Here is a 23,287-nt window from a genome sequence, read left to right on the forward strand (position 1 = left end):
TGAAACCGCTGAATCGACACGACGCCCCGTGCCTGGGACGGGAATCCGGCACGGGACATCGGGCTGCCGGCGCGGACGGAGCCGCGGCAGGCGGCCGTGCGTCATCCCGACGCACAGTCTTGCTGCTGTACCACGATGAACCCCGGCCCGCCCGCGGCCACTCCCTGCATCTCAAGCCTGCCGAGATTTACCGACGATGCCGCCCCGGCTGCAGGCAGCCAACCCGACACGCTGGAAAGAGTGACCAGCCCAACGAGCATTTGTTCAATATTTTCGCATCTCCTTAACCGGTGCAAGTTGTTTGGAAGCCAGCCTCCGTCAGTCGGCCTGGCGACGCAGGAACGCCGGGATGTCCAGGTAGTCGAAGCCCGGCTCGGCGTGCTTCGCCGGCGCCGCGGGTTCCGCACGGCCCTGGCTGACTGCCATGTCGGGCTGGGCGTAGTCGACCACCTCGTTGCCGGTGCCGGTGCGCAGCACCACCGGGCGCGGCCGCATCTGCACCTGCTGGGTCTCGACCATGCGGATCGGCGGATGCTGGCGCGAGGCCATCGCCCGGTTGAGGCCGGTGGCGACCACGGTGACGCGCACGTCGTCCTTCATCTCCGGATCGAGCGAGGTGCCCATCACCACGGTGGCGTCCTCGCTGGCGAAGTCGTGGATGATCCGGCCGATCTCGTCGAACTCGCGCATGGTGAGGTTCGGGCCGGCGGTGACGTTGACCAGGATGCCGCAGGCGCCGTTGAGGTTCACGTCCTCCAGCAGCGGGTTCTTGATCGCCGCCTCCGCGGCGGCCTGGGCGCGGTCGTCGCCGCGGGCGGTGCCCGAGCCCATCATCGCCAGGCCCATCTCCGACATCACGGTACGCACGTCGGCGAAGTCGACGTTGATCAGGCCCGGGGCGGTGATCAGGTCGGCGATGCCCTGCACGGCGCCCTGCAGCACGTCGTTGGCGGCCTTGAACGCGTTGAGCAAGGTGACCTCGCGGCCGAGCACGCTGAGCAGCTTCTCGTTCGGCACGGTGATCAGCGAGTCGACGTGCTGCGACAGGTCCTCGATGCCCTTCAGGGCGACCTGCATGCGCCGACGGCCCTCGAACGGGAACGGCTTGGTCACCACCGCCACGGTGAGGATGCCCTTCTCCTTGGCCAGCTGCGCCACCACCGGCGCCGCGCCGGTACCGGTGCCGCCGCCCATGCCGGCGGTGATGAACACCATGTCGGCGCCCTCGAGCATCGCCTCGATCCGCTCGCGATCCTCCAGCGCGGCCTGCCGGCCGACCTCGGGGTTCGCGCCGGCGCCGAGACCCTTGGTCACGTTGCCGCCGAGTTGCAGGTGGGTGCGCGAGCCGCAGCTGTTCATCGCCTGCGCGTCGGTGTTGGCGACGACGAATTCCACGCCCTCGATGTTGGCATTGAGCATGTGCGCCACGGCATTGCCGCCGCCGCCGCCCACGCCGATCACCTTGATGACTGCATTGGGTGCGAGTTTATCGATCAGTTCAAACATTTCCCGTCCTCCGTAGAGTTGTTGTCGTTGTAACCATGGGGGCGACTCCTGTCGGTCCATGGTGGTGGGCGGATGTCCCTCCACCCGGGGCGGCGCCTCCTGCGCCGCCCTGAAACGCGTCACTCAGAAATTCCTGGTGAGCCAGTTGCGCAACTTGCCGACCACGCCGCCGACGCTGCCGCCGATCGGCCCGCCCGCCCGCGTGCCGCCGGCCCGCGCGCCGTGCAGCAGCAGGCCCACGCCGGTGGCGTGCAGCGGACTGGAAACCACTTCGCCGAGGCCGTCGATCTGCTGCGGCACGCCGATGCGCACCATCTTGTGGAAGATTTCCTCGGCCAGCTCCAGCGCGCCTTCCATCTTCGAGGCGCCACCGGTGAGCACCACGCCGGCGGCCACCAGGCTCTCGTAGCCGGAGCGGCGCAGCTGGTCCTGCACCATCTCGAAGATCTCCTCGTAGCGCGCCTGCACGCTCTGCGCCAGCGACTGCCGCGCCAGCCGGCGCGGCGGGCGGTCGCCCACGCTGGGCACCTGGATGGTTTCCTCGGCGTGCGCCAGCCCGGTCTGCGCGCAGGCGTACTTGATCTTGATTTCCTCCGCGTGCGCGGTCGGCGTGTGCACGCCGTAGGCGATGTCGCTGGTGACCTGGTCGCCGCCGACCGGCAGCGAGGCGGTGTAGCGGATCGAGCCCTGGGTATAGATCGCGATGTCGGTGGTGCCCGCGCCGATGTCGACCAGGCACACGCCCAGCTCGCGCTCGTCGTCGGTCAGCACCGCCTTCGCGCTGGCCACCGCCGACGGCACCAGCTCGTCCACGGTGAGGCCGCAACGCTGGATGCACTTGGTGACGTTCTGCACCGCCGCCGCCGCGCCGGTGACCAGGTGCACGTTCGCCTCCAGCCGCACGCCGCTCATGCCGATCGGCGCGCGGATCCCGTCCTGGCCGTCGATGCGGTATTCCTGCGACTCCTTGTAGAGCACCTTGCGGTCGGCCGGGATCGCCACCGCGCTGGCTGCTTCCAGCACCTGTTCCAGGTCGCTGGCGGTTACCTCGCGGTCGCGGATCGCCGCGTTGCCGTGCGAGTTGCGGGTTTCCAGGTGGCTGCCGGAGATCGAGGCGTAGACCGAGCGGATGTCGCAGCCGGCCATCAGCTCGGCTTCCTCCACCGCGCGCTGGATCGAGTGCACGGTCGATTCGATGTCGACCACCGAGCCGCGCTTCATGCCGCGCGAGACGTGGGTGCCGATGCCGATCACGGTGATCGGCTCGCCCGGCTCGTACTCGCCGACGATCGCCACCACCTTCGAGGTGCCGATGTCGAGCCCGACCACCAATTGCTTGTCATTGCGCGGCTTCATGAGCGGGGCGAACCTCCAGCGTTGACGGCGGCCGTCTGCGGCCAGCGCACGGCGAATCCATTGGTGTAGCGAAGATCGGCGTAGGCGAAACCGTCGGTATGGCCGGCGATCAGCTGCGGGTAGACGTCGAGGAAGCGGCGCAGCCGGCGCCCGGCCTGCTCGCGGTCGCCGATCACGATCTGCGCGCCATCCGCGGTGCCGACGCTCCAGCTGCCGCGTTCGGTCAGCGCCACGCCGGTGATCTGCAGGTGGGTGCCGGCGAACGCCTTGCGGGTTTCCGCATAGAAGCTGACCACCTCGGCCAGCCGCGCATCCGGGCCATGCAGGCTCGGCAGCGCGCCGACGCCATCCATGCCCGGCGCATCGAACACCAGCCCCTGCCGGCTGATCAGCTGCTTGTCGTTCCAGCGCGCGAACGGCTGGCGCTCGTAGATGCGCAACTGCAAGGTGTCCGGCCAGCGCTTGCGCGCCTCGACCGACTCCACCCACGGCAACGCGGCGACGGCCTTCTGCACCGCGTCCAGATCCAGCGCGAAAAAGCCCTTGCCCAGTCGCGGCCGCACGGCGGCGCGGATGTCGTCCGCACTGACGTGCCTGAATTCGGCCTGCACCGTCAGCTGGGTCACCGGCCAGCGCCCGGCCGCGAACCATCCGCGCAGCACGCCGACGATCGGCAGCGCGACCAGCGCGATGGCGAGGCACCAGGCGACGAGGCGGATGGCTCCTTTCACATGCCCTCCCGGAAACTGGTTTCCAGCACGCGCCAGCACAGCTCCTGGTAGTCGATACCGGCAGCCTTGGCCGCCTTCGGCACCAGCGAGTGCGAGGTCATGCCCGGCGCGGTGTTCACTTCCAGCAGCCAGTTGCGGCCGGCGCGGTCGCGCATCACGTCGACCCGGCCCCAACCGGTGCAGCCCAGCGCATCGAACGCCTGTAGCGACAGCGCGCGCAGCTCCGCTTCGGCGTCGCCTTCCAGGCCGGGGCACAGGTACAGCGTGTCCTCGGCGATGTACTTCGCGTTGTAGTCGTAGAACGCGCCCTTCGGCACGATATGGATGCTGGGCAGTACCTGACGGCCGAGGATGCCGACGGTCAGCTCGTCACCCTCGATCAGGCTTTCCATCAGCAGGTCGCCCGGATACTTCGCGGCCAGCTCGACCGCCTGGTCGAGCTGCGATTCCTCGAACACGCGGGTGACGCCCACGCTGGAACCTTCGCAGGCCGGCTTCACGATCAGCGGGAAACCGACCTCTTTCGCCGCCGCGTGCACATCGGCGCCGCGCGGCAAGGCCACGAACTTCGGCGTCGGCAGGCCCAGCGACTGCCACACGCGCTTGGCGCGGGTCTTGTCCATCGACAACGCCGAACCGAGCACGCCCGAACCGGTGTACGGCACGCCGAGCGCCTCCAGCGCGCCCTGCAGCACGCCGTCCTCGCCGCCGCCATGCTGGCCGTGCAGGATGTTGAACACGCGCGCGAAACGGCCGGTACGCAGCGTGTCGAGCAGCGCGGGAATGCCGTCGACCGCGTGGGCGTCGATGCCGCGCGCCTCGAGCGCCTCCAGCACGTTGCGGCCGGAATCCAGCGACACCTCGCGCTCGGCCGAGCTGCCGCCCATCGCCACGGCGACCCGGCCGAACTGCGCGGGATTTGTCACCTTCGTGCTCACTTGTTCGTCCTCAGGTTGCCGAGCTGGGCCAGCTCGACCGCCGCCGCGCCGATGTCGCCGGCGCCCAGCAGCAGCAGCAGGTCGCCGTCGCGCAACAGCGCCGGCAGGGTTTCCTTCAGTTCGCGCGGGTGCTCGACCAGCACCGGATCGACCTTGCCGCGCGCGCGCACCGCGCGCGCCAACGCGCGGCCGTCGGCACCGGCGATCGGTGCCTCGCCGGCCGGGTAGACGTCGGTGAGCACCAGCACGTCGACCTCGGCCAGCACGTTCGCGAAATCGTCCAGCAGGTCGCGCGTGCGGCTGTAGCGGTGCGGCTGGAAACCGACCACCAGGCGGCGCCCGGGCCAGCCGCCACGGGCGGCGGCGAACACGGCCGCCAACTCGCGCGGATGGTGGCCGTAGTCGTCGACCAGCAGCACGCTGCCCTGGTCCAGCGCGATCTCGCCGCGCCGGTGGAAGCGCCGGCCGACGCCCTGGAAGTTGGCCAGCGCACGCGCCAGCGCATCCGCCTCCACGCCCAGCTGCCAGCCGATCGCCGCGGCGGCCAGCGCGTTCAGCACGTTGTGCCGGCCCGGCAGGTTGAGCTTCACCGGCAGCGCTTCGGGCCGCCCCGGCAGCAGCAGCTCGAAGTGCATCTCGAAGCCGTGCTGGCTCACGTTGCGCGCGCGCACGTCGGCGTCGGCGGCGTCGATGCCGTAGGTCATCACGCGGCGCGTGGTGGACTTCGCCAGCGCGGCCACTTCGGGGTCGTCCACGCACAGCACGGCCAGGCCGTAGAACGGCAGCCGGTGCAGGAAATCGGCGAACGCCTTCTTCACCTCGGCGAAATCGCCGTGGTAGTTCTCCAGGTGGTCGGCGTCGATGTTGGTGACCGCGGCGATCACCGGCGACAGCAGCAGGAACGAGCCGTCGGATTCGTCGGCTTCCGCGACCAGATACTGGCCGGTGCCCAGCCGCGCGTTCGCGCCGGCCGCGTTGAGCTGGCCGCCGATCACGAAGGTAGGGTCGTAGCCGGCCTCGGCCAGCACGCTGGCGGTGAGGCTGGTGGTGGTGGTCTTGCCGTGGGTGCCGGCAATCGCCACGCCGCGACGGAAACGCATCAGCTCGCCCAGCATCTCCGCGCGCGGGATCACCGGGATGCGGGCCTCGCGGGCGGCGAGCAGTTCCGGGTTGTCCTGCCTGATCGCGCTGGAAGTCACCACCACGTCGGCGTCGCCGATGTTTTCCACGGCATGGCCGACGTGCACGTCGATGCCCAGCTGCCGCAGCCGCTGCGCGGTGGGCGAGTTCGCGCGGTCGGAACCGGACACCGCATAGCCGAGGTTGTGCAACACCTCGGCTATGCCGCTCATGCCGACACCGCCGATGCCGATGAAGTGCACCCGGCGGAACGTGCTCATCGGGTCTTCGTGTGCGTGCAGGCGACGCGGCGTCATGCGGCCACCTCCAGGCAAGCGCGCGCGATGACCTGCGCCGCGTCGGGCTTGGCCAGCGTGCGCGCGGCTTCGGCCATCGCCAGCAGGCGGTTGCGGTCACCCAGCAGCGACTCCAGCCGCTGCGCCAGTATCTGTACGTCCAGCTCGTTCTCCTGCATCAGTTCGGCGGCTCCGGCCGCCATCAGTACTTCGGCGTTGCGCGTCTGGTGGTCGTCCACCGCGTACGGGAACGGCACCAGTACGGCGCCCAACCCGGCCGCGGCCAGCTCGGCCAGGGTCAGCGCACCGGCGCGGCAGACCGCCAGGTCGGCCCAGCCGTAAGTGCCGGCCATGTCGTCGATGAACGCCGCCACCTGCGCCTCGACGCCGGCCTTCGCATACGCCTCGCGCGCTTCGTCGAGACCGCGGCTGCCGCACTGGTGCAGCACCTCGGGACGCTGCGCCGGGGTCAGTTGGGCCAGCGCCGGCGGCAGCGCCAAGTTCAGCGCGCGCGCGCCCAGGCTGCCGCCCAGCACCAGCAGGCGCGGCCTGCCGTCGCGCCCGGCCATGCGCTCGGCCGGCGGCGGCAGCGCGGCGATCGCCTCGCGCACCGGGTTGCCGACCCACTCGGCCCGTGGCAAGGCATCGGCGAAACCGGCCAGCACGCGCTTCGCCAGCCCGGCCAGCTTGCGGTTGGTGAAGCCGGCCACCCGATTCTGTTCGTGCACCAGCAACGGCCGCCGCAGCAGCCACGCGGCGAGTCCGCCGGGGCCGGCCACGTAGCCGCCCATCGACAGCACGCTGCGCGGCTGCACCTTGCGCAGCACGGCCAGCGAGGCGAACAGCGCACGCAGCAGCATCAGCGGCGCCAGCAGCCGGGTCTTGATGCCCTTGCCGCGCAAGCCGCCGACCGCCACCGTGTGCAGCTCGATCCGTTGCGCCGGCACCACCTTCGTTTCCATCCCGCCGACCGCGCCCAGCCACACCACCGGCACGCCCTGCGCGCGCAGGCACTCGGCCACGGCCAGGCCGGGGAAGATGTGCCCGCCGGTGCCGCCGGCCATGATCAGCACGGGCGCTTGCGTGCTCATGCAGCCACCGCCTCGCGCGGCTTCGCCGTGACGTTCGCATCGGCCACGGCCACCGCCGCCGGCATCCGCGTGGCCATCTGCCGCGCGTCCAGCGCGCGATTGATCTCGTAAGTGGCACGCAGCAGCACGCCGGCCATCGCGCAGGTCAGCACCATCGACGAGCCGCCGTAGCTGATCAGCGGCAGGGTCAGCCCCTTGGTCGGCAACGCGCCGAGGTTCACGCCGACCGACACGAACGCCTGCATCGCCAGCATCAGCGAGATGCCGAACGCGACGTAGCCGGCGAAACGCTGGCCCACCTCGACGCCCTTCAGGCCCAGGTACAGGCCGCGCCCGACCGCCAGACCGAACAGGCCGATCACCAGCACCACGCCGGCCAGGCCCAGCTCCTCGCCGATCACCGCGAAGATGAAATCGGTGTGCGCCTCCGGCAGGTAGGACAGTTTCAGCACGCTGGAACCCAGGCCCACCCCGGTCCACTCGCCGCGGCCGATCGCCATCAGCGACTGGGTCAGCTGGAAGCCGTCGTTGAACGGATCCTTCCACGGGTCCATGAACGAGGTCAGCCGCTTCATGCGGTAGCTCTCGCCGGTCGCCGCCACGTACAGCAGCGGCATCAGCGGCAGGCCCATCAGGAACAGGAAGATCGGTCGCGCGCCGCCCAGCCAGACCATCGCGATGGTCACCGCGATCACCAGCGTGGCCGAGCCGAAGTCCGGCTGCGCCAGCAGCAGCAGCACGATCACGCCGGCCACCAGCAGCGGCTTGAACAGGCCGAGGAACCGGGTCTCCACGCTTTCGCGATGGCGCACCAGGTAGCTGGCCACGTAGATCACCAGAATGAGTTTTACCGCCTCGACCGGCTGGAACGTGGTGACCAGCAGGTTCAGCCAGCGCCGCGCGCCGTTGATGCGCATGCCCAGGTGCGGCACGAACACCGCCAGCAGCATCAGGAACGCCAGCGCCAGCAGCGGGAACGCGAACTTCTCCAGCAGCTTCAGTTCGGTGCGCATGGCCAAACCGGCCGCGAACAGGCCCAGGCCGAGGAACAGCAGGTGCTTCTTCAGGAAGTAGAACGCGCCGATGTGCTGGCTGTCGGCCACCGCGATCGAGCTGGACGTCACCATCACCACGCCCACGCTGGCCAGCCCGACCAGCCCGACCAGCAGCCACAGGTCGAAGCTGCCGCGTGGTCCGCTACGGCGTTTGGCCTGGGTGGTGGCGTCGAAGATCGGCATCAGCGCACCTTCAACGTGGCAAGACCGATCAGCACCAGCACCACGCTGATGATCCAGAAGCGCACGATCACCCGCGGCTCCGGCCAGCCCTTCAGTTCGAAGTGGTGGTGGATCGGCGCCATGCGGAACACCCGCTTGCCGGTGAGCTTGAAGCTGGCCACCTGGATCATCACCGAGGCGGTTTCCATCACGAACACGCCGCCCATCACCAGCAGCACGACCTCCTGGCGCACGATCACCGCCACGCAGCCCAGCGCCGCGCCCATCGCCAGCGCGCCGACGTCGCCCATGAACACCTGCGCCGGATACGTGTTGAACCACAGGAAGCCCAGCCCCGCCCCGGCCAGCGCACCGGTGAAGATCGCCAGTTCGCCGGCGCCGGGAATCGAGGGGATGCCCAGGTACTCGGAGAACACCTTGTTGCCGGCCAGGTAGGCGAACACGCCCAGCGCGCCGGAGACCAGCACGGTGGGCATGATCGCCAGGCCATCCAGGCCGTCGGTGAGGTTCACCGCGTTGGAGAAGCCCACGATCATGAAATAGGTGACCACCACGAAGAACAGCCCCAGCGGCAGCACCACGTGCTTGAACAGCGGCACGTACAGCGCGGTCTCTGCCACCGGCAGGCCGGCGACGCCCGCGTGCGGCGCGCTGTAGTACAGGAACAGCGCCGCGCCGAGGCCGAACACCGACTGCCAGAAATACTTCCAGCGGCTGGCCAGGCCGCGGCTGTCCTTCAGCACCAGCTTGCGGTAGTCGTCGTAGAAGCCGATCGCTCCGAAGCTCAGCAGCACCGCCAGCACCACCCACACGTAGCGGTTGTGCAGGTCGGCCCACAGCAAGGTGGCGACGGTCACCGAGAGCAGGATCATCACGCCGCCCATGGTCGGCGTGCCGGCCTTGACCAGGTGCGTCTGCGGGCCGTCGCTGCGCACCACCTGGCCAGCCTTCAGCGCGGCCAGCCGGTTGATCAGCCACGGCCCGCACAGCAGCGACATCGCCAGCGCGGTGAGCGCGGCCATGATGGTGCGGAAGGTGATGTACTGGAAAAGATGCAGCGCAGTGAAATGCCGTGCCATCCAGTCAGCCAGTTCAAGCAGCATCGGATGCACCCCCCTCGTTCTTGCCGGTATGACCACCGAGCGCCTCCACCACCTGCTCCATGCCGGCCGAGCGCGAGCCCTTCACCAGGCAGGTGACGCCCGCGTGCAGTTGCGCCCGCAACGAGGCGATCAGCGCGGCCTTGTCGTCGAAATGCTCGCCGCCCGCGCCGAACGCCTCGACCGTGGCCGTGCCGAGCGGACCCACCGCGAACAGCCGGTCGACACCGCGCTCACGCGCACGGGCGCCGATGCCGGCATGCAACGCGCGCGCGTCCGCGCCCAGCTCGGCCATGTCGCCCAGCACCAGCCAGCGTTCGCCGCCGGCCAGCAGCAGGGTGTCGATCGCCGCCGCCATCGAGCTGGGATTCGCGTTGTAGCTGTCGTCGATCACGGTCCAACCGCCGGCCGTCGCCTCGCGGCGCAGCCGGCCGGCCACGCCGGGCACCTGCTCCAGCCCGGCCACGATGGTGTCCAGCGGCACCGCCAGCGCCAGCGCCACCGCCGTCGCGGCCAGCGCGTTGGCGATGTTGTGGCGGCCGGGCAGCGGCAGCACCACCTCGGCATCGCCTTGCGGCGTGCTCAGCACGAAGCGCGAGCCGTCCACGCGCTGCTCGACGATGTCGGCACCGACGTCGGCAGGCCGGTCGAGGCCGAAGCGCAGCACCTTGCGCGCGCCGGCCAGGCCGGTGAAGAAGCTGGCGAACGCGTCGTCGGCGTTGATGATCGCGATGCCGTCGGCCGGCAAGGCCTGGTACAGCGCGCCCTTGGTCTCGGCCACGCCCTCGATGCTGCCCATGCGCGCAAGATGCGCCGGCGCGATGAGCGTGACGAGGCCGATATCTGGCCGTGCGATGGCAGCCAGGTAGGCGATGTCGCCCGGCTTGCCGGCACCCATCTCGAACACCGCGTATTCGGTGTCCTGCGGCATCGCGAGCAGGCTCAGCGGCAGGCCCAGCTCGTTGTTGAAGTTGCCCGCGCTGACATGGGTGCGGCCGTGCCGCACCAGGATCGAGGCAACCAGCGTCTTCACCGTGGTCTTGCCGTTGGAACCGGTGATGCCGACCACGCGCACGTTGCGCTGCGCGCGCACCGCGCTGGCCAGGTCGCCCAGCGCCAGCTCGGTGTTGTCCACCAGCACCTGCGGCAGCACGCTGTCGACCTTGCGCGTGACCAGCGCAGCGACCGCGCCGCGCGCCGCCGCCTCGGCCAGGTAGTCGTGGCCGTCGACGCGCTCGCCCCTGATCGCCACGAACAGGTCGCCCGGCTGCAGCTTGCGCGTGTCGATGGCGACACCGGTCACCTCGACGTCGCTGCCGAGCAGGCGGCCGTGGGTCCACAGCGCGATGGCGGCGAGCTGCATCATGGGCGCGCCTCCCCGCCGATCCGTTCCAGCACGGCACGCGCCACCGCCAGATCGTCGAACGGATGCTTGCCGGTGGCACCCTCCTGGTAGGTTTCGTGGCCCTTGCCGGCGATCAGCACCACGTCGCCGGAACGCGCCAGCTGCAGCGCATCGGCGATCGCCGTCGCGCGGTCGCGCTCGACCGCCATCGCGCGCGCCGCGGCCATGCCGGCGACGATCTGCGCCACGATCGCGTCGCCGTCCTCGCCGCGCGGGTTGTCGTCGGTAACGATCGCCACGTCGGCTAGCCGCGCCGCAATCTCGCCCATCAGCGGACGCTTGCCCGCGTCGCGCTCGCCGCCGCAGCCGAACACGCAGATCAGCTTGCCGGCGCAATGCGCGCGCACCGCGGCCAGCGCCTGCTCCAGCGCATCCGGCGTGTGCGCGTAGTCGACCACCACCAGCGGCTGGCCATGCAGGCCGCCAAGCCGGCTCATGCGGCCGTTCACCGGCTGCAGTTGCCCAACCGCCTCGACGATGCGCGCGAACGGCTCGCCCAGCGCGCCGAGGCAGGCCGCCACGGCCAGCAGGTTGGCCACGTTGAAGCGGCCGATCAGGTGGCTGCGCACCGCCCGCGTGCCCCACGGCGTGCGCAGCGTGAACGACAGCCCTTCGGCCGAGGTGGCGATCGCGCCGGCGGCGACTTCCGCCTCGCCGTCGCCGGCCATGCTGAAGCGCAGCCGCTGCACGCCGGGCGGCAGTTGCCCGGCCAGTTCGCGGCCGAACGCATCGTCGATGTTGACCACTGCGCTGCGCAGACCAGGCCAGGCGAACAGCTTCGCCTTTGCCGCGCCGTAAGCCTCCATGCTGCCGTGGTAGTCCAGGTGGTCGCGGGTGAGGTTGGTGAACGCTGCCACCTCGAAATCCACCGCCGCCACGCGGCCCTGCTCCAGCGCGTGCGAGGACACCTCCATCGCCACGTGGCTGGCGCCGGCGTCGCGGAACTCCGCCAGCAGCGCCTGCACACTGATCGCGTCCGGCGTGGTGCGTTCGCCTTCGCGCAACTGGCCATGCACGCCGGCGCCGAGCGTGCCGATCGAGGCCGCACGATGGCCGAGCAGGGTCAGCGCCTGCGCCAGCAGCTGCACGCACGAAGTCTTGCCGTTGGTGCCGGTGACGCCGACCATCCGCATCGACTCGCTGGGACGCTCGTAAAAACGCGCGGCGATCTCGCCGACCTGGCCGTGCAGGCCATCGATCCACAGCACCGGCACTTCCAGCGCGGCGACGTCGCCGGCCACCGGCGCCTCGGCCAGCACCACCCGCGCGCCGCGCCGCACCGCGCCCGGGGCGAACGTGATGCCATGGTCCCGGGCGCCGCGCAGGGCGAAGAACGCATCGCCGCGCTGCACCCGGCGCGAATCCAGCGCCAACCCGGAAACCACGATGCGGCCGGCGCCCGGCACGGCGGCGACCTGCGCGTCGGCGATGCCGAGCAGCAGCTGGTCGAGGTGACCGGTGCTCATGGCGTACCCCCGTCGAGCGGCGCGTCGTCGAGCGGCGCATCCGCCGGCGGCTTGCTGCCGACCAGTCCGTCGACGTTCTGCAGCGGGCCGCCCACGTACCAGCGGCCGATATTGTCCGGCGGCACGTCGAGCAGGCGCAGCGCGCCCTCCATCACCTTGGAGAACACCGGCCCGGACACCGTGCCGCCGTAGTAGCTGCCCTTCTGCGGGTCGTCGATCACCACCACGCCGACCAGGCGCGGATTCGACGCCGGCACGATGCCGGCGAAGGCCGAGGTGTAATTGCTCTTGGCGTAGCCGCCGACGCTGGCCTTGTGCGCCGTGCCGGTCTTGCCGGCCACGCTGTAGTTGGCGATGCGCGCCAGCGTGCCCGTGCTGCCGGGGCCGGTCACCGTCTCCATCATGCGGATCAGCTGGTTCGCCACTTCCGCCGAGATGATCTGCCTGGCCTCGCTCTCGCCGCCCTTGATGAAGGTGGGGCTGTGCATCACGCCGCCGTCGGCGATGGTGGCGTAGGCGTTGGCCAGCTGCAGCACGGTCACGTTGAGGCCGTAGCCGTAGCCGAGGATGGCCTTCTCCAGCGGCCGCCAGTCGCGGCCGATCCGCAGGTGGCCGGACGCCTCGCCGGGAAAGCCGCTCTCGGTGCTGTTGCCCAGGCCGAACGCGCGATAGGTGTCGTACATCAGCGAGGTGTCGAGCTGCATGGCGATGCGCGCGGCGCCCACGTTGCTGGACTTGGTGATCACCCCGGTCGGCGTCAGCAGGCCGTAGTTGTGCGTGTCGTGGATGTCGTGGCCCTGGAAGTACCAGTGGCCGCCGGTGGTGTCGATGATCGGGCTGGTCGGCGTGAACCTGCCGCTGGACAGCGCCGCCGCCATCAGGATGGGCTTCACCGTGGAGCCCGGCTCGAGCACGTCGGTCATCGCCCGGTTGCGGCGCTGGTCCGGCCGGCTGCCGCCGATCGCGTTCGGGTTGTAGGTCGGCAGGTTGGCCATCGCCAGCACTTCGCCGGTCCTGACGTCGAGCACCACCATCGAGCCGGAGCTGGCCTGCGATTTTTCCAGCGCGTTCTTCAGCTCGCTGTAGGCCAGGAACTGGATGCGGCGGTCGATGCTGAGCGTGAGGTTCTGCCCCGGCTTCGGCGCGCGCACCTGCTCGATGTCCTCGACCACGTGGCCCATGCGGTCGCGGATCACCCGCTTCGCGCCCGGCTTGCCGGCCAGCCAGTCGTCGTAGGCCAATTCCAGGCCTTCCTGGCCGCGGTCGTCGATGTTGGTGAAGCCAAGCACGTGCGCGGTCACTTCGCCGGACGGGTAGTAGCGCTTGAACTCGCGCTGGCCGTTGATGCCGGGAATGCCCAGGTCCAGCACGGCCTGCGCCGCGGCCGGCGCCATCTGCCGGCGCAGGTAGACGAACTCGCGGTCGGAGCGCTGCGCCAGCTGCGCCTTCAGGCCGTCCGCGTCCACGCCCAGCGCCTGCGCCAGCGCCGGGATGTGCTCGTCGCTGTCCAGCACCTCGGCCGGGTTGGCCCAGATCGACATCATCGGGGTCGATACCGCCAGCGGCTCGCCGTTGCGGTCGAAGATGGTGCCACGCGACACCGGGATCGGCACCTCGCGCAGGAAGCGGGCGTCGCCCTGCTTCTGGTAGAACTGCTTGCGCACCACCTGCAGGTCGAACGCCCGCGCAATCAGCGCGACCGAGACCAGGCCGAGCAGGCCGACCACCACCACCATGCGCCGGCGCGCGCTGGGGCCGGCGCCGCGGCGGCGGCCGGGCTGGGCGGGTGCGATGCGGTTGCGCCAGCTCATCAGCGCAGCAACCGGATGTCTTGCGGACGCGGATCGATCATGCCCAGCTTCTGCCGGGCCTCGTCGTCGATGCGCCGCGGTTCGGCGTAGGTGGCCTGCTCCAGTTCGAGCTTGCCGTATTCGATGTTCAGCTCGTCGCGCTGGTTCTGCAGCGCGGTCAGGTTGACGAACAGCACGCGGCTCTCGTGGCGCGTCCACACCACGCCGAGCGCGCTGGCCAGCACCGCGACCAGCAGCAGCATCAGGCAGAGGGCGCCGATCGCCTTCATGCGCGCGCTCCCTCGGCAAGCTTCTCCGCCACGCGCAGCACGGCCGAACGCGAACGCGGGTTCGCCGCCTGCTCGGCCGCGGACGGGAACTGCGCCTTGCCGACCGCCGCCAGCCGCGCCGGCGCGGCCGGCACCGGCGGCCCGCGGCGGCTGTTCTGCACGCGGCCGGAGTGGTCGCGGATGAACAGCTTCACCGCGCGGTCTTCCAGCGAATGGAAGCTGATCACCGCCAGCCGGCCGCCGGGCTTGAGCCGTTCCAGCGCCGCGTCCAGCCCCTGCTGCAGGGCATCCAGCTCGCCGTTCACGCGAATGCGCAGCGCCTGGAAGCTGCGCGTGGCCGGGTGCTTGCCCGGCTCGCGCCGGCCCGCCACGCGCTCGATCAGCGCGGCCAGCTGGCCGGTGCGGGTGAATGGCGTGGCGTCGCGGTCGGCCACGATGGCGCGGGCGATGCGCCGGCTGTGGCGCTCCTCGCCGTAGTGCCACAGCACGTCGGCGATCTCGCGCTCGCCGGCCCGGGCGAGGAAATCCGCGGCGCTCTCGCCCTGGCTGGGGTCCATGCGCATGTCCAGCGGCGCATCGGCCATGAAGCTGAAGCCGCGCGCGGCCTCGTCCAGTTGCGGCGAGGACACGCCCAGGTCGAGCAGCACGCCGTCGAGGCCGGCCGCGGTCTCGTCCCACTCGGCCAGGCTGGAGAAATTCGCATGGCGGATCGCCACGCGCGGATCGCCGGCGAACTCGGCCCGCGCTGCGGCGATCGCCGCCGGATCGCGGTCCATCAGCAGCAGGCGGCCGCCGGGGCCGAGGCGCGACAGCACCGCGCGGGCGTGACCGCCGCGACCGAAGGTTCCATCGAGATAGCGCCCGCCAGCCTGCACGGCGAGTCCCTCCACTGCTTCACCCAGCATCACCGGGATGTGCCGCAAAACTTGCTCGGCCATGCCGCACTCCCGCTCCCGTCCCGCCCACATGCCGATCGCGCCTTACAGGCGCAATTCCGCCATTGCCTGTGTGATCTCGCTTTCGCCGATGGTCTGGCGGATCTTCTTGAGGTGCTCCTGTTCGCTCCACAGCTCGAACTTGTCGCCCATGCCCAGCAGCACCGCCCTCTTCTCGATGCCGGTGGTGGCGCGCTGGCTGGCCGGCAGCAGGATGCGTGCCGCGCTGTCGGGCTCGACCACGGCGGCCGCACCGACCAGCTTCATCTGCATGTCGCGATGCGCCTTGACCACCTTGGAAAGCGCGTTGACCTGATCGCGCACCAGCTCCCACGCCGCATGCGGGAACAGCCACAGGCAGCCCGGCTCGAACGGGTTGTAGGTGATCACCAGGCGATTGGCGCACTCGCCCGCCACCTGCTCCCGATAGGCGGTCGGGATGGTCAGGCGGCCCTTGTCGTCGATGGTGATGGCGGTTTCGCCCTGGAACACGGTCAGCAGACTCCACTAAAACCCACAATTTCACACTGGAGCCCACGATAATCTCGCCCCATGAGACTGTCAAGGGAAATCGCTTGTGAATCAAGGAGTAAAGGCGGAATGCTGGCCACACGTGCAGCATTTTCTGAGAAACGCCGGCAAGGTGTTTGAAAGCAGGGAATTTTTTATAAATACAAACACGCCGACTTGGCCCCGAACCGGGGGAAATCCCACCGGATCGGCGCCACGATGCCACGCCGGCATGAACCGCCGTTCACGCAGGCGCCTTCATCGCCACCGCGACGACGGATCGCGGTGGTGATGAAGGCGAAGAAGAGGTGGAGTCGGCCTGTAAGCCGGGTTCTGTACGCCTTGCGGCGCGACAGTCATTCCTCTCGGCCAGGCGTCGCCGCCTGGCTCCAGCAACCTACCCGGGAACAACGCGGGCCGCGTTATCGTTCCCCTATTTGGTCTTGCTCCGAGTGGGGTTTACCGTGCCGTACGGCGTTGGCCCCGTACGCGGTGCGCTCTTGCCGCACCCTTTCACCCTTGCCACGCGCATCCGAAGATGCCGTTCGGCGGTCTGCTCTCTGTTGCACTGGCCGTCAGCTCACGCTGCCCAGGAGTTACCTGGCACTCTGCCCTGCGGAGCCCGGACTTTCCTCGATGCGCTTGCGCGCGACGCGACTGTCCGGCCGACTCCACGTACAAGTGTAGTAGGAGCGCACCCTGTGCGCGACGCTTTTTACCGATGCCGCCGAAAGGCATCGCGCACAGGGTGCGCTCCTACCCCCCATACAGGAGTTTGCGCGGCGCGCCGCTGATCGCCGCCGCCAGTTTCGCCGCCTTCGCCGGCGGCAGTTCCTCGCGCAGGATCGCGAACACGCGCCGGCCCTCGGCCAGCTTGGCGTCGGCCTCCTCGCCGCGGCCGGCGACCAGGACCACGCATTCGCCGCGCTGCTGGTCGGGATCGGCGGCGACCCGTGCCGCCAGCAACCCCAGCGGTTCGCCCAGCACGGTCTCGAACAGCTTGGTCAACTCACGCGCCAGCACCGCCTCGCGGTCGGCGCCGAATACGTCGCGCATGTCGCCCAGGCTCTCGGCGACGCGGTGCGACGACTCATAGAAGATGACGGTGCGCGCGTCGCCCGCCAGCTCCTGCAGCCGGCTGCGCCGCGCCGCCGCCTTCGGCGGCAGGAAGCCCTCGAACACGAAACGGTCGCTGGGCAGGCCGGCCACCGACAGCGCTGCGATCGCCGCGCAGGCGCCCGGCACCGGAATGCAGCGGATGCCCGCCGCGCGCGCGGCGCGCACCAGCCGGAAACCCGGATCGCTGATCAGCGGCGTGCCCGCATCGGAGATCAGCGCCACCGCGTCGCCGCCCTGCATCCGGCGCACGATCGCCTCCACCGCATCGCGCTCGTTGTGCTCGTGCAACGCAACCAGCGGCGTGTCGATGTTGTGATGCACCAGCAGCGGCCGGCTGTGGCGGGTGTCCTCGGCGGCAATCACGGCCACCGCGCGCAGGGTCTCGATCGCGCGGGCGGACAGGTCGTCGCGATGGCCGATGGGCGTGGCCACCACCCACAAGGAACCGGGCTGAACGGACCCTGATGACATCTGAGAACTCCTGCGCCGTAAGCCGGCAAATCGATCCGCTATGATCGCGCATTGACGACCATGACGAACAAGGGATTTCCCATGCGCTTCATGCGCCACTCGCGCGCCGTCGCGACCGGACTGCTGTTTTCGCTGGTACTGGCCGCCTGCGTGCCGGCAAACGCGCCGCGCTCGCCGGCCGAGATGGCCGCCGCGCAGGGTGCCGAGGCGCTGGCCCGGCAGGGACAGTACGACCAGGCCGCACAGGCCTACCTCAACCTGGCCACGCAATCGGGCGGGCACGCCGACAGCTACCGCCTGCTGGCCGCCGAGGCATGGCGCGAGGAAGGCCAGCTTGCCCGCGCCGCCCCGATACTGGACGGCATCAAGCGCCAGCGCCTGAGCGGCGATGAACCGTTGCGGCTGGACCTGCTGCGCGCCGAGCTGGCGCTCGACCGGCACGACGCGGCCACCGCACTGCGCCTCACCACCCAGCCGAACGTGGCGGTGCCCGCCCCGCTGCAGCTGCGCCTGCTGGAGTGGCGCGCCCGCGCGATGGCGGCCAGCGGCGACCCCTGGGGCGCCGCCCGCACCCGCGTGCAGATGGATGACCAGCTGAGCGGCTTCGACCACGCGCAGAACCGCCAGCAGATTCTCGCACTGCTCGGCCAGGTCGGCGTCGACCCGCTCAAGCAGCGCGCCGCCGCCATGCATCGCGGCGACCGCATGCTGCCGTGGGTCAACGAGGCGCTGAGCCGGCTCGGCGTCGCCGTGGCCCAGCCGCCGCCGGAACTGCAGCAGCCGGTCGGCACCCTGCTGCCCGGCGCCGACGCGAACGTGCGCGAAGGCTATAAGGTGCCCGCCCAGATCGCCCTGCTGCTGCCCAACGACGGCAGCTATGCGGCCGCCAGCACGGCGATCCGCGAAGGTTTCTTCGCGGCCTACATCGACGCCGGGCGCAACCGTGCGCCGCGCCCGTCGGTGCGCGTCTACGACAGCCAGGGCACCGCCGACGGCGCGGTCAGGGCCTACCGCCAGGCGGCCAGCGACGGCGCCAGGCTGGTGGTCGGCCCGCTGACCCGCGGCGAGGTCGCGGCCATCTTCAGCCAGCCGACCCTGCCGGTGCCGCTGCTCGCGCTGAACCACCCCGACGACAAGCAGCTGCCCAGCGGCGAGGCCAGCGAGTTCGGCCTGCTGCCGGAAAGCGAGGGCGCCCAGGCCGCCGACCACATGGTCGAGCGCGGCCTGCGCCGGGTCTACGCGGTGATTTCCACCGACGATTTCGCGCAGCGTGCGGCCAGCGCCTTCAAGGCCGAGCTGGCCGCCCGCGGCGGTGAACTCGCCGGCACGATCACCCTGCCGCCGGGCGCCACCAACTACGCCAGCCTCATCGCCGACCTGCACCTTCCCGCCGGCGCACCCGCCACGGCCGCTCCCGCCGAGCCTGCGGCGGCCGGCGCCCCGGCCACGGGCGGCGCAACGGGCGACAGCGGCATCTTCATCAGCATGCGCCCGGCCCAGGCGCGCCTGCTGCTGCCGCAGTTGCGCATCGCGCGGGTCGAGCTGCCGGTGATCGCCACCTCGCACGTCTACGAAGGCAGCGACGACGCTTCGTCCAACCGCGACCTGGACGGCGTGGAATTCTGCGACGCGCCGTGGCTGTTCAACGCCCAGCCGGGCCTGCCGAACCGCGACGAGATCGCCGCCCGCCTGCCCGCCGCCCGCGGCGGCGCCGCGCGGCTGTTCGCGTTCGGCATGGACGCCTGGAACCTGGTGCCGTACCTGGAATGGCTGCGCGCCCACCCGGGCAGTTACGTGCCCGGCGCCAGCGGCCAGCTCACCGCCGACCAGTTCGGCCGGGTACGCCGCGTGCTGATCTGGGCCCAGTTCCAGAACGGCCTGGCCCGTCCGCTGGGCGGCAGCCTGCAACTGGACGACGTGCCGTCGAACGCGCCGCCCGCCGCCTCGCCCGCGCCGGCCAGCCCGTCATCCAGCGGCGGCAGCTTCCAGTCCGTCCCGGGCTGATGCGCGCCGCCGGCGACGATTTCGAGCAGCGCGCCTGCGCCGAACTGGAACGCGCCGGCCTGACGCCGCTGGCGCGCAACTACACCACCCGCCACGGCGAGCTGGATCTGGTGATGCGCGACGGCGATGCCGTGGTATTCGTCGAAGTGCGCTACCGCAAGAGTCCCAGCCACGGCGACGCCGCCAGCTCGGTCACCCCGGCCAAGCAGGCGAAACTGATCCTTGCCGCGCAACACTGGCTCGCCGCGCACCCGCAGCACGCGCGGCGAACCTGCCGCTTCGACGTGGTCAGCTACGACGGCCCGGCCGCCGAGGTACGCATGCAGTGGCTGCGTGGCGCATTCGAGGCGTGCTGAACACCCGCCGGTGCGATAATCCCCGGCATGACCCTGCCCGCCACCTTGCTCGACCGCCTGCGCGCGATCTTTCCCGGCGGCGAACTCTCCACCTCTGACGCCGTGCGTAACGAGTGCGCGCACGACAACTCGCGCTACCGCGCCCTGCCCGAGCTCGTAGTATTCCCCACCGGGCACGACCAGGTGGAAGCCCTGGTGCGCGCCTGCCGCGAACACCGCGTGCCGCTCACCGCGCGCGGCGGCGGCACCAGCTCCACCGGTGCCTCGGTGCCGATGGCGGGCGGCGTGGTGGCGAACTTCATGCGCATGAACCGCATCCTGCGCATCGACCCCGACAACCGCCTCGCGGTGGTCGAGCCGGGCGTGAGCAACGAGGCGCTGCAACAGGCGCTGGCGCCATACGGTTTCTTCTGGGCGCCCGACCCGGGTTCGGCGCCGTGGTGCACGGTGGGCGGCAACCTCGCCTGCAACGCCTCCGGGCCGCACGCGGTGAAATACGGCTCGACGCGCGACAACGTGCTGGGCCTCGCCGCCGTGGCCGGCAGCGGCAAGAGCTTCCGCTGCGGCACGCACACCACCAAGAGCGCGATCGGCTACGACCTCACCCGCCTCGTGGTCGGCTCGGAAGGCACGCTGGCCGTGATCACCGAAGCCACGTTGAAACTCACTCCCAGACCCGCCGCCGTGCGCACCTTGCGCGCCACCTACCGCGACGTGGCCAGCGCCGCGCGGGCGGTGACGCGCATCATGGCGCAGCCGGCCACGCCCTGCGCGCTGGAGTTCATGGATGCGCTGGCGCTGAAGCTGGCCCGCGACCACCAGCCCGAGGCCGGCGTGCCGGCGGCCGAGGCGCTGCTGATGATTGAGCTGGATGGCGCGCCGGATACCCTGGACGGTGCCACCGCCGCCATCGAGGCCGCCGCCCGCATGGACGGGCTGGTGCAGCTGGAAGTGGCGCGCGACGAGGCGCAGACCCGTGCGTTGTGGGCCGCGCGCAAGGCGCTGTCGCTGGCCCAGCGCAGCGTCACGCAGCACAAGATCAACGAGGACGTGGTGGTGCCGGTGAGCCGCCTGCCCGAACTGGTGGACGGCGTGCGTGCACTTTCCGAAAAGCACGCCGTGCCCATCGTGAGCTTCGGCCATGCCGGCAACGGCAACCTGCACGTGAACCTGCTGCCGCGCGACGTGGACGAGATCGAGCGTGCCTACGCGGCGCTGCCCGAACTGTTCGCGCTGGTGCTCGCGCTGGATGGCACCATCTCGGGCGAGCACGGCATCGGCGTGGTCAAGCGCGAGTTCATGCCGCTGGCGCTGGAACCGGCCACGCTGGAGCTGATGCGCAACATCAAGGCCGCGTTCGACCCGGATGGCATCCTCAATCCGGGGAAGCTGCTGCCTTGAATGGGAATCGGGATTCGGGAACGGGGAATCGGAAAAGCCCGGTGACCGCGCGACAAGTGCATACGCTGGACGCCCTGCTGGCGGACATCCGCTCCTGCCGGACCTGCGCGCTCCAGCAACCGCCGGGGTTGCGCCCGGTGCTGCAGGCGTCCACGCGCTCGCGATTGCTGATCGTCAGCCAGGCACCGGGGCGCAAGGTGGAGGAGACCGGCATCCCGTTCAACGACGTCAGCGGCGAGCGGCTGCGCGACTGGCTGCGCATCGACCGCGCCGCGTTCTACGACGCCGACAAGGTGGCGATCGTGCCGATGGACTTTTGCTATCCCGGCAAGGGCAAAAGCGGTGATCTGCCACCCCGGCCGGCGTGTGCCGCGATCTGGCATCCGCGGCTGCTCCCGCTGCTCACCCAGGTGCGGCTGACCCTCGCCATCGGCCAGTACGCGCAGGCTGGCCTGCTGGGCGATGTGCGTGGGGCCACGCTCACCGATACCGTGCGCGACTGGCGCACGCATCTCGAGCGCGGCGTGCTGCCGCTGCCGCACCCCAGCCCGCGCAACCGGCTGTGGCTCACGCGCAACCGGTGGTTCGAGGCGGAACTGCTGCCGGTGCTGCGCGAACGCGTGGCCGCGGCGCTGCGCGGCGACGACTGAATCACGCCGCGGCGTGCCTTGCCGCCCGCCCGCGGATTCATCTAACCTGCCCGGGCTTCATGGCCACGGGGCTTTCCCTCGGCCTCGTCTGGGGAAACCAATATGCTGGATAACGGCCGATGAGCATCAAGCTCCGCCTCGTGGTGATGAATTTTCTGCAGTTTTTCGTGTGGGGGGCGTGGCTGATCACCATCGGCGCGTACTGGTTCCAGTACCGGCACTGGTCCGGCGCGCAGTTCGGCGCGATCTTCTCGACCATGGGCATCGCCTCGCTGTTCATGCCCTCGCTGATGGGCGTGATCGCGGACAAGTGGCTCAACGCGGAGAAGCTCTACGGCCTGCTGCACATCGGCGGCGCGATCGTGCTGTTCATCGTGCCGATGATCGACAACCCGGCCACCCTGTTCTGGGTGATGCTGCTCAACATGATGTGCTACATGCCGACGATCTCGCTGGCGATCGCGGTGGCCTACAACGCGCTGAAGAGCGACGGCGCGGACGTGGTGCTGGTATTCCCGCCGATCCGCGTATGGGGCACGGTGGGCTTCATCGCGGCGATGTGGACGGTGAGCCTGCTGCACCTGGAAACCTCGGGCGGCCAGTTCTACGTGGCCGCCGCCGCGGCGCTGCTGCTGGGCCTGTACGCGTTCACCCTGCCGCCGTGCCCGCCGCGACTGCGCGGCCAGACGCACAAATCATGGCTGGATACGCTGGGGCTGACCTCCTTCGCGCTGTTCCGGCACGCCAAGATGGCGATCTTCTTCCTGTTCGCGATGATGCTGGGCGCGGCGCTGCAGCTCACCAACGCCTACGGCGACACCTTCCTGCACGACTTCGCCAAGGTCGACGCGTACCAGGGCCTGCTCGCGGTGCGCTACCCGGCGATCATCATGTCGATCTCGCAGGTTTCCGAAACGCTGTTCATCCTGGCTATCCCGTTCTTCTTCAAGCGCTTCGGCATCAAGACGGTGATGCTGATCAGCATGGTCGCCTGGGTGCTGCGCTTCGGCCTGTTCGCCTACGGCGACCCGGGCCCGGGCCTGTGGATGATCGTGCTGTCGTGCATCGTCTACGGCATGGCGTTCGACTTCTTCAACATCTCCGGCTCGCTCTTCGTCGAAGAGCAGAGCGACCCGGCGATCCGTGCCAGTGCGCAGGGCCTGTTCATGCTGATGACCAACGGCATCGGCGCGATCCTGGGCAGCTCGATCAGCGGCGTGATCATCGACCTCTGGTTCACCCACGCCGACGGCAGCAAGGACTGGCATGGCATCTGGACCACGTTCGCGCTGTACTCGCTGGTGGTGACGGTGCTGTTCGCGATCTTCTTCAAGCACAAGCACGTGTCGGGCTCGGTCGCCGTGCCGCTGCACGTCTGAGCCGGGCAGGGGCAGATCCGCCCGCCCGACAAGGGTGGCGCAGATGCGTTCGTTCCAGAGGGGCCTCCTTGATCGGAGGCCCCTCTCGTTTGAGCCGGCAGGAACGCAGCCGTCCACCCTCCCCCCGGGCATGCTC

Annotated in this window: 20 protein-coding genes and 1 other RNA gene; 5 read left to right on the forward strand and 16 right to left on the reverse strand. The window is 70.1% G+C overall.

All coding sequences use genetic code 11. The annotated features are described in order from the left end of the window. Positions 1-318 precede the first annotated feature (318 nt). From ftsZ to rsmI, 16 genes are all read right to left on the reverse strand, one after another. Positions 319-1,506 (reverse strand): cell division protein FtsZ, encoded by a 1,188-nt coding sequence (ftsZ, locus tag AC3WRN_RS00910; protein ID WP_068090223.1) that lies wholly within the window; start codon positions 1,504-1,506, stop codon positions 319-321. Between the two features lie 123 nt (positions 1,507-1,629). Further along, a complete protein-coding gene (ftsA, locus tag AC3WRN_RS00915; protein ID WP_068090221.1) occupies positions 1,630-2,862 on the reverse strand; it encodes a cell division protein FtsA in 1,233 nt (410 codons plus the stop codon). Further along, positions 2,859-3,593: a cell division protein FtsQ/DivIB gene (locus AC3WRN_RS00920; RefSeq protein WP_492621506.1), complete on the reverse strand. Its 735-nt coding sequence runs from the start codon at positions 3,591-3,593 to the stop codon at positions 2,859-2,861. Before AC3WRN_RS00920 ends, ftsA begins: the two co-directional genes overlap by 4 nt. Next, entirely contained in the window at positions 3,590-4,531 is a 942-nt protein-coding gene (locus tag AC3WRN_RS00925; RefSeq protein ID WP_492621507.1) for a D-alanine--D-alanine ligase, read from the reverse strand. The genes AC3WRN_RS00920 and AC3WRN_RS00925 overlap by 4 nt, the downstream gene beginning before the upstream one ends. Next, a complete protein-coding gene (gene murC, locus AC3WRN_RS00930) occupies positions 4,528-5,967 on the reverse strand; it encodes a UDP-N-acetylmuramate--L-alanine ligase (protein WP_492621508.1) in 1,440 nt (479 codons plus the stop codon). The genes AC3WRN_RS00925 and murC overlap by 4 nt, the downstream gene beginning before the upstream one ends. After that, complete coding sequence (gene murG, locus AC3WRN_RS00935; RefSeq protein WP_492621509.1) at positions 5,964-7,037, reverse strand: undecaprenyldiphospho-muramoylpentapeptide beta-N-acetylglucosaminyltransferase; 1,074 nt, start codon at positions 7,035-7,037, stop codon at positions 5,964-5,966. Before murG ends, murC begins: the two co-directional genes overlap by 4 nt. Next, complete coding sequence (gene ftsW / locus AC3WRN_RS00940) at positions 7,034-8,275, reverse strand: putative lipid II flippase FtsW (RefSeq protein WP_492621510.1); 1,242 nt, start codon at positions 8,273-8,275, stop codon at positions 7,034-7,036. The genes murG and ftsW overlap by 4 nt, the downstream gene beginning before the upstream one ends. After that, positions 8,275-9,378, reverse strand: a complete 1,104-nt coding sequence (gene mraY, locus AC3WRN_RS00945; RefSeq protein WP_492621511.1) for a phospho-N-acetylmuramoyl-pentapeptide-transferase — start codon at positions 9,376-9,378, stop codon at positions 8,275-8,277. The genes ftsW and mraY overlap by 1 nt, the downstream gene beginning before the upstream one ends. Next, positions 9,368-10,741 (reverse strand): UDP-N-acetylmuramoyl-tripeptide--D-alanyl-D-alanine ligase, encoded by a 1,374-nt coding sequence (locus AC3WRN_RS00950; RefSeq protein WP_492621512.1) that lies wholly within the window; start codon positions 10,739-10,741, stop codon positions 9,368-9,370. The genes mraY and AC3WRN_RS00950 overlap by 11 nt, the downstream gene beginning before the upstream one ends. Further along, on the reverse strand, positions 10,738-12,246 hold the full coding sequence (locus AC3WRN_RS00955; protein ID WP_492621513.1) for a UDP-N-acetylmuramoyl-L-alanyl-D-glutamate--2,6-diaminopimelate ligase: 1,509 nt from the start codon (positions 12,244-12,246) through the stop codon (positions 10,738-10,740). The genes AC3WRN_RS00950 and AC3WRN_RS00955 overlap by 4 nt, the downstream gene beginning before the upstream one ends. After that, a complete protein-coding gene (locus AC3WRN_RS00960; protein WP_492621514.1) occupies positions 12,243-14,057 on the reverse strand; it encodes a peptidoglycan D,D-transpeptidase FtsI family protein in 1,815 nt (604 codons plus the stop codon). The genes AC3WRN_RS00955 and AC3WRN_RS00960 overlap by 4 nt, the downstream gene beginning before the upstream one ends. After that, positions 14,057-14,317 (reverse strand): cell division protein FtsL, encoded by a 261-nt coding sequence (gene ftsL / locus AC3WRN_RS00965; RefSeq protein WP_201028701.1) that lies wholly within the window; start codon positions 14,315-14,317, stop codon positions 14,057-14,059. Before ftsL ends, AC3WRN_RS00960 begins: the two co-directional genes overlap by 1 nt. Positions 14,318-14,322: 5 nt before the next feature. Continuing rightward, on the reverse strand, positions 14,323-15,264 hold the full coding sequence (rsmH, locus tag AC3WRN_RS00970; RefSeq protein ID WP_492621515.1) for a 16S rRNA (cytosine(1402)-N(4))-methyltransferase RsmH: 942 nt from the start codon (positions 15,262-15,264) through the stop codon (positions 14,323-14,325). Between the two features lie 42 nt (positions 15,265-15,306). Continuing rightward, on the reverse strand, positions 15,307-15,753 hold the full coding sequence (mraZ, locus tag AC3WRN_RS00975) for a division/cell wall cluster transcriptional repressor MraZ (protein WP_068090196.1): 447 nt from the start codon (positions 15,751-15,753) through the stop codon (positions 15,307-15,309). A 324-nt stretch (positions 15,754-16,077) separates the two neighbouring features. Continuing rightward, an RNA gene (gene rnpB, locus AC3WRN_RS00980) (RNase P RNA component class A) lies at positions 16,078-16,444 on the reverse strand. 83 nt (positions 16,445-16,527) lie between these two features. Continuing rightward, positions 16,528-17,361, reverse strand: a complete 834-nt coding sequence (gene rsmI, locus AC3WRN_RS00985) for a 16S rRNA (cytidine(1402)-2'-O)-methyltransferase (RefSeq protein ID WP_492621516.1) — start codon at positions 17,359-17,361, stop codon at positions 16,528-16,530. Positions 17,362-17,442: 81 nt separating this feature from the next. Between rsmI and AC3WRN_RS00990 the strand changes: the two genes are divergently transcribed. The 5 genes from AC3WRN_RS00990 (at position 17,443) to AC3WRN_RS01010 (ending at position 23,151) form a co-directional block, all read left to right on the forward strand. After that, the gene (locus AC3WRN_RS00990) at positions 17,443-19,365 is read left to right on the forward strand and encodes a penicillin-binding protein activator (protein ID WP_492621517.1); all 1,923 of its coding nucleotides are present in this window, start codon (positions 17,443-17,445) and stop codon (positions 19,363-19,365) included. Further along, positions 19,365-19,721, forward strand: coding sequence for a YraN family protein (locus AC3WRN_RS00995; RefSeq protein ID WP_492621518.1), 357 nt, complete (start codon positions 19,365-19,367; stop codon positions 19,719-19,721). Before AC3WRN_RS00990 ends, AC3WRN_RS00995 begins: the two co-directional genes overlap by 1 nt. Before the next feature lie 27 nt (positions 19,722-19,748). Continuing rightward, positions 19,749-21,122, forward strand: a complete 1,374-nt coding sequence (locus AC3WRN_RS01000) for an FAD-binding oxidoreductase (protein WP_492621519.1) — start codon at positions 19,749-19,751, stop codon at positions 21,120-21,122. Positions 21,123-21,163: 41 nt separating this feature from the next. Continuing rightward, positions 21,164-21,772 (forward strand): uracil-DNA glycosylase family protein, encoded by a 609-nt coding sequence (locus AC3WRN_RS01005; RefSeq protein ID WP_492621520.1) that lies wholly within the window; start codon positions 21,164-21,166, stop codon positions 21,770-21,772. Between the two features lie 119 nt (positions 21,773-21,891). After that, positions 21,892-23,151, forward strand: a complete 1,260-nt coding sequence (locus AC3WRN_RS01010) for a nucleoside permease (RefSeq protein ID WP_492621521.1) — start codon at positions 21,892-21,894, stop codon at positions 23,149-23,151. The last annotated feature ends 136 nt before the right edge of the window (positions 23,152-23,287 follow it).

It is taken from the genome of Rhodanobacter sp. FW101-FHT13A11 (assembly GCF_058790335.1).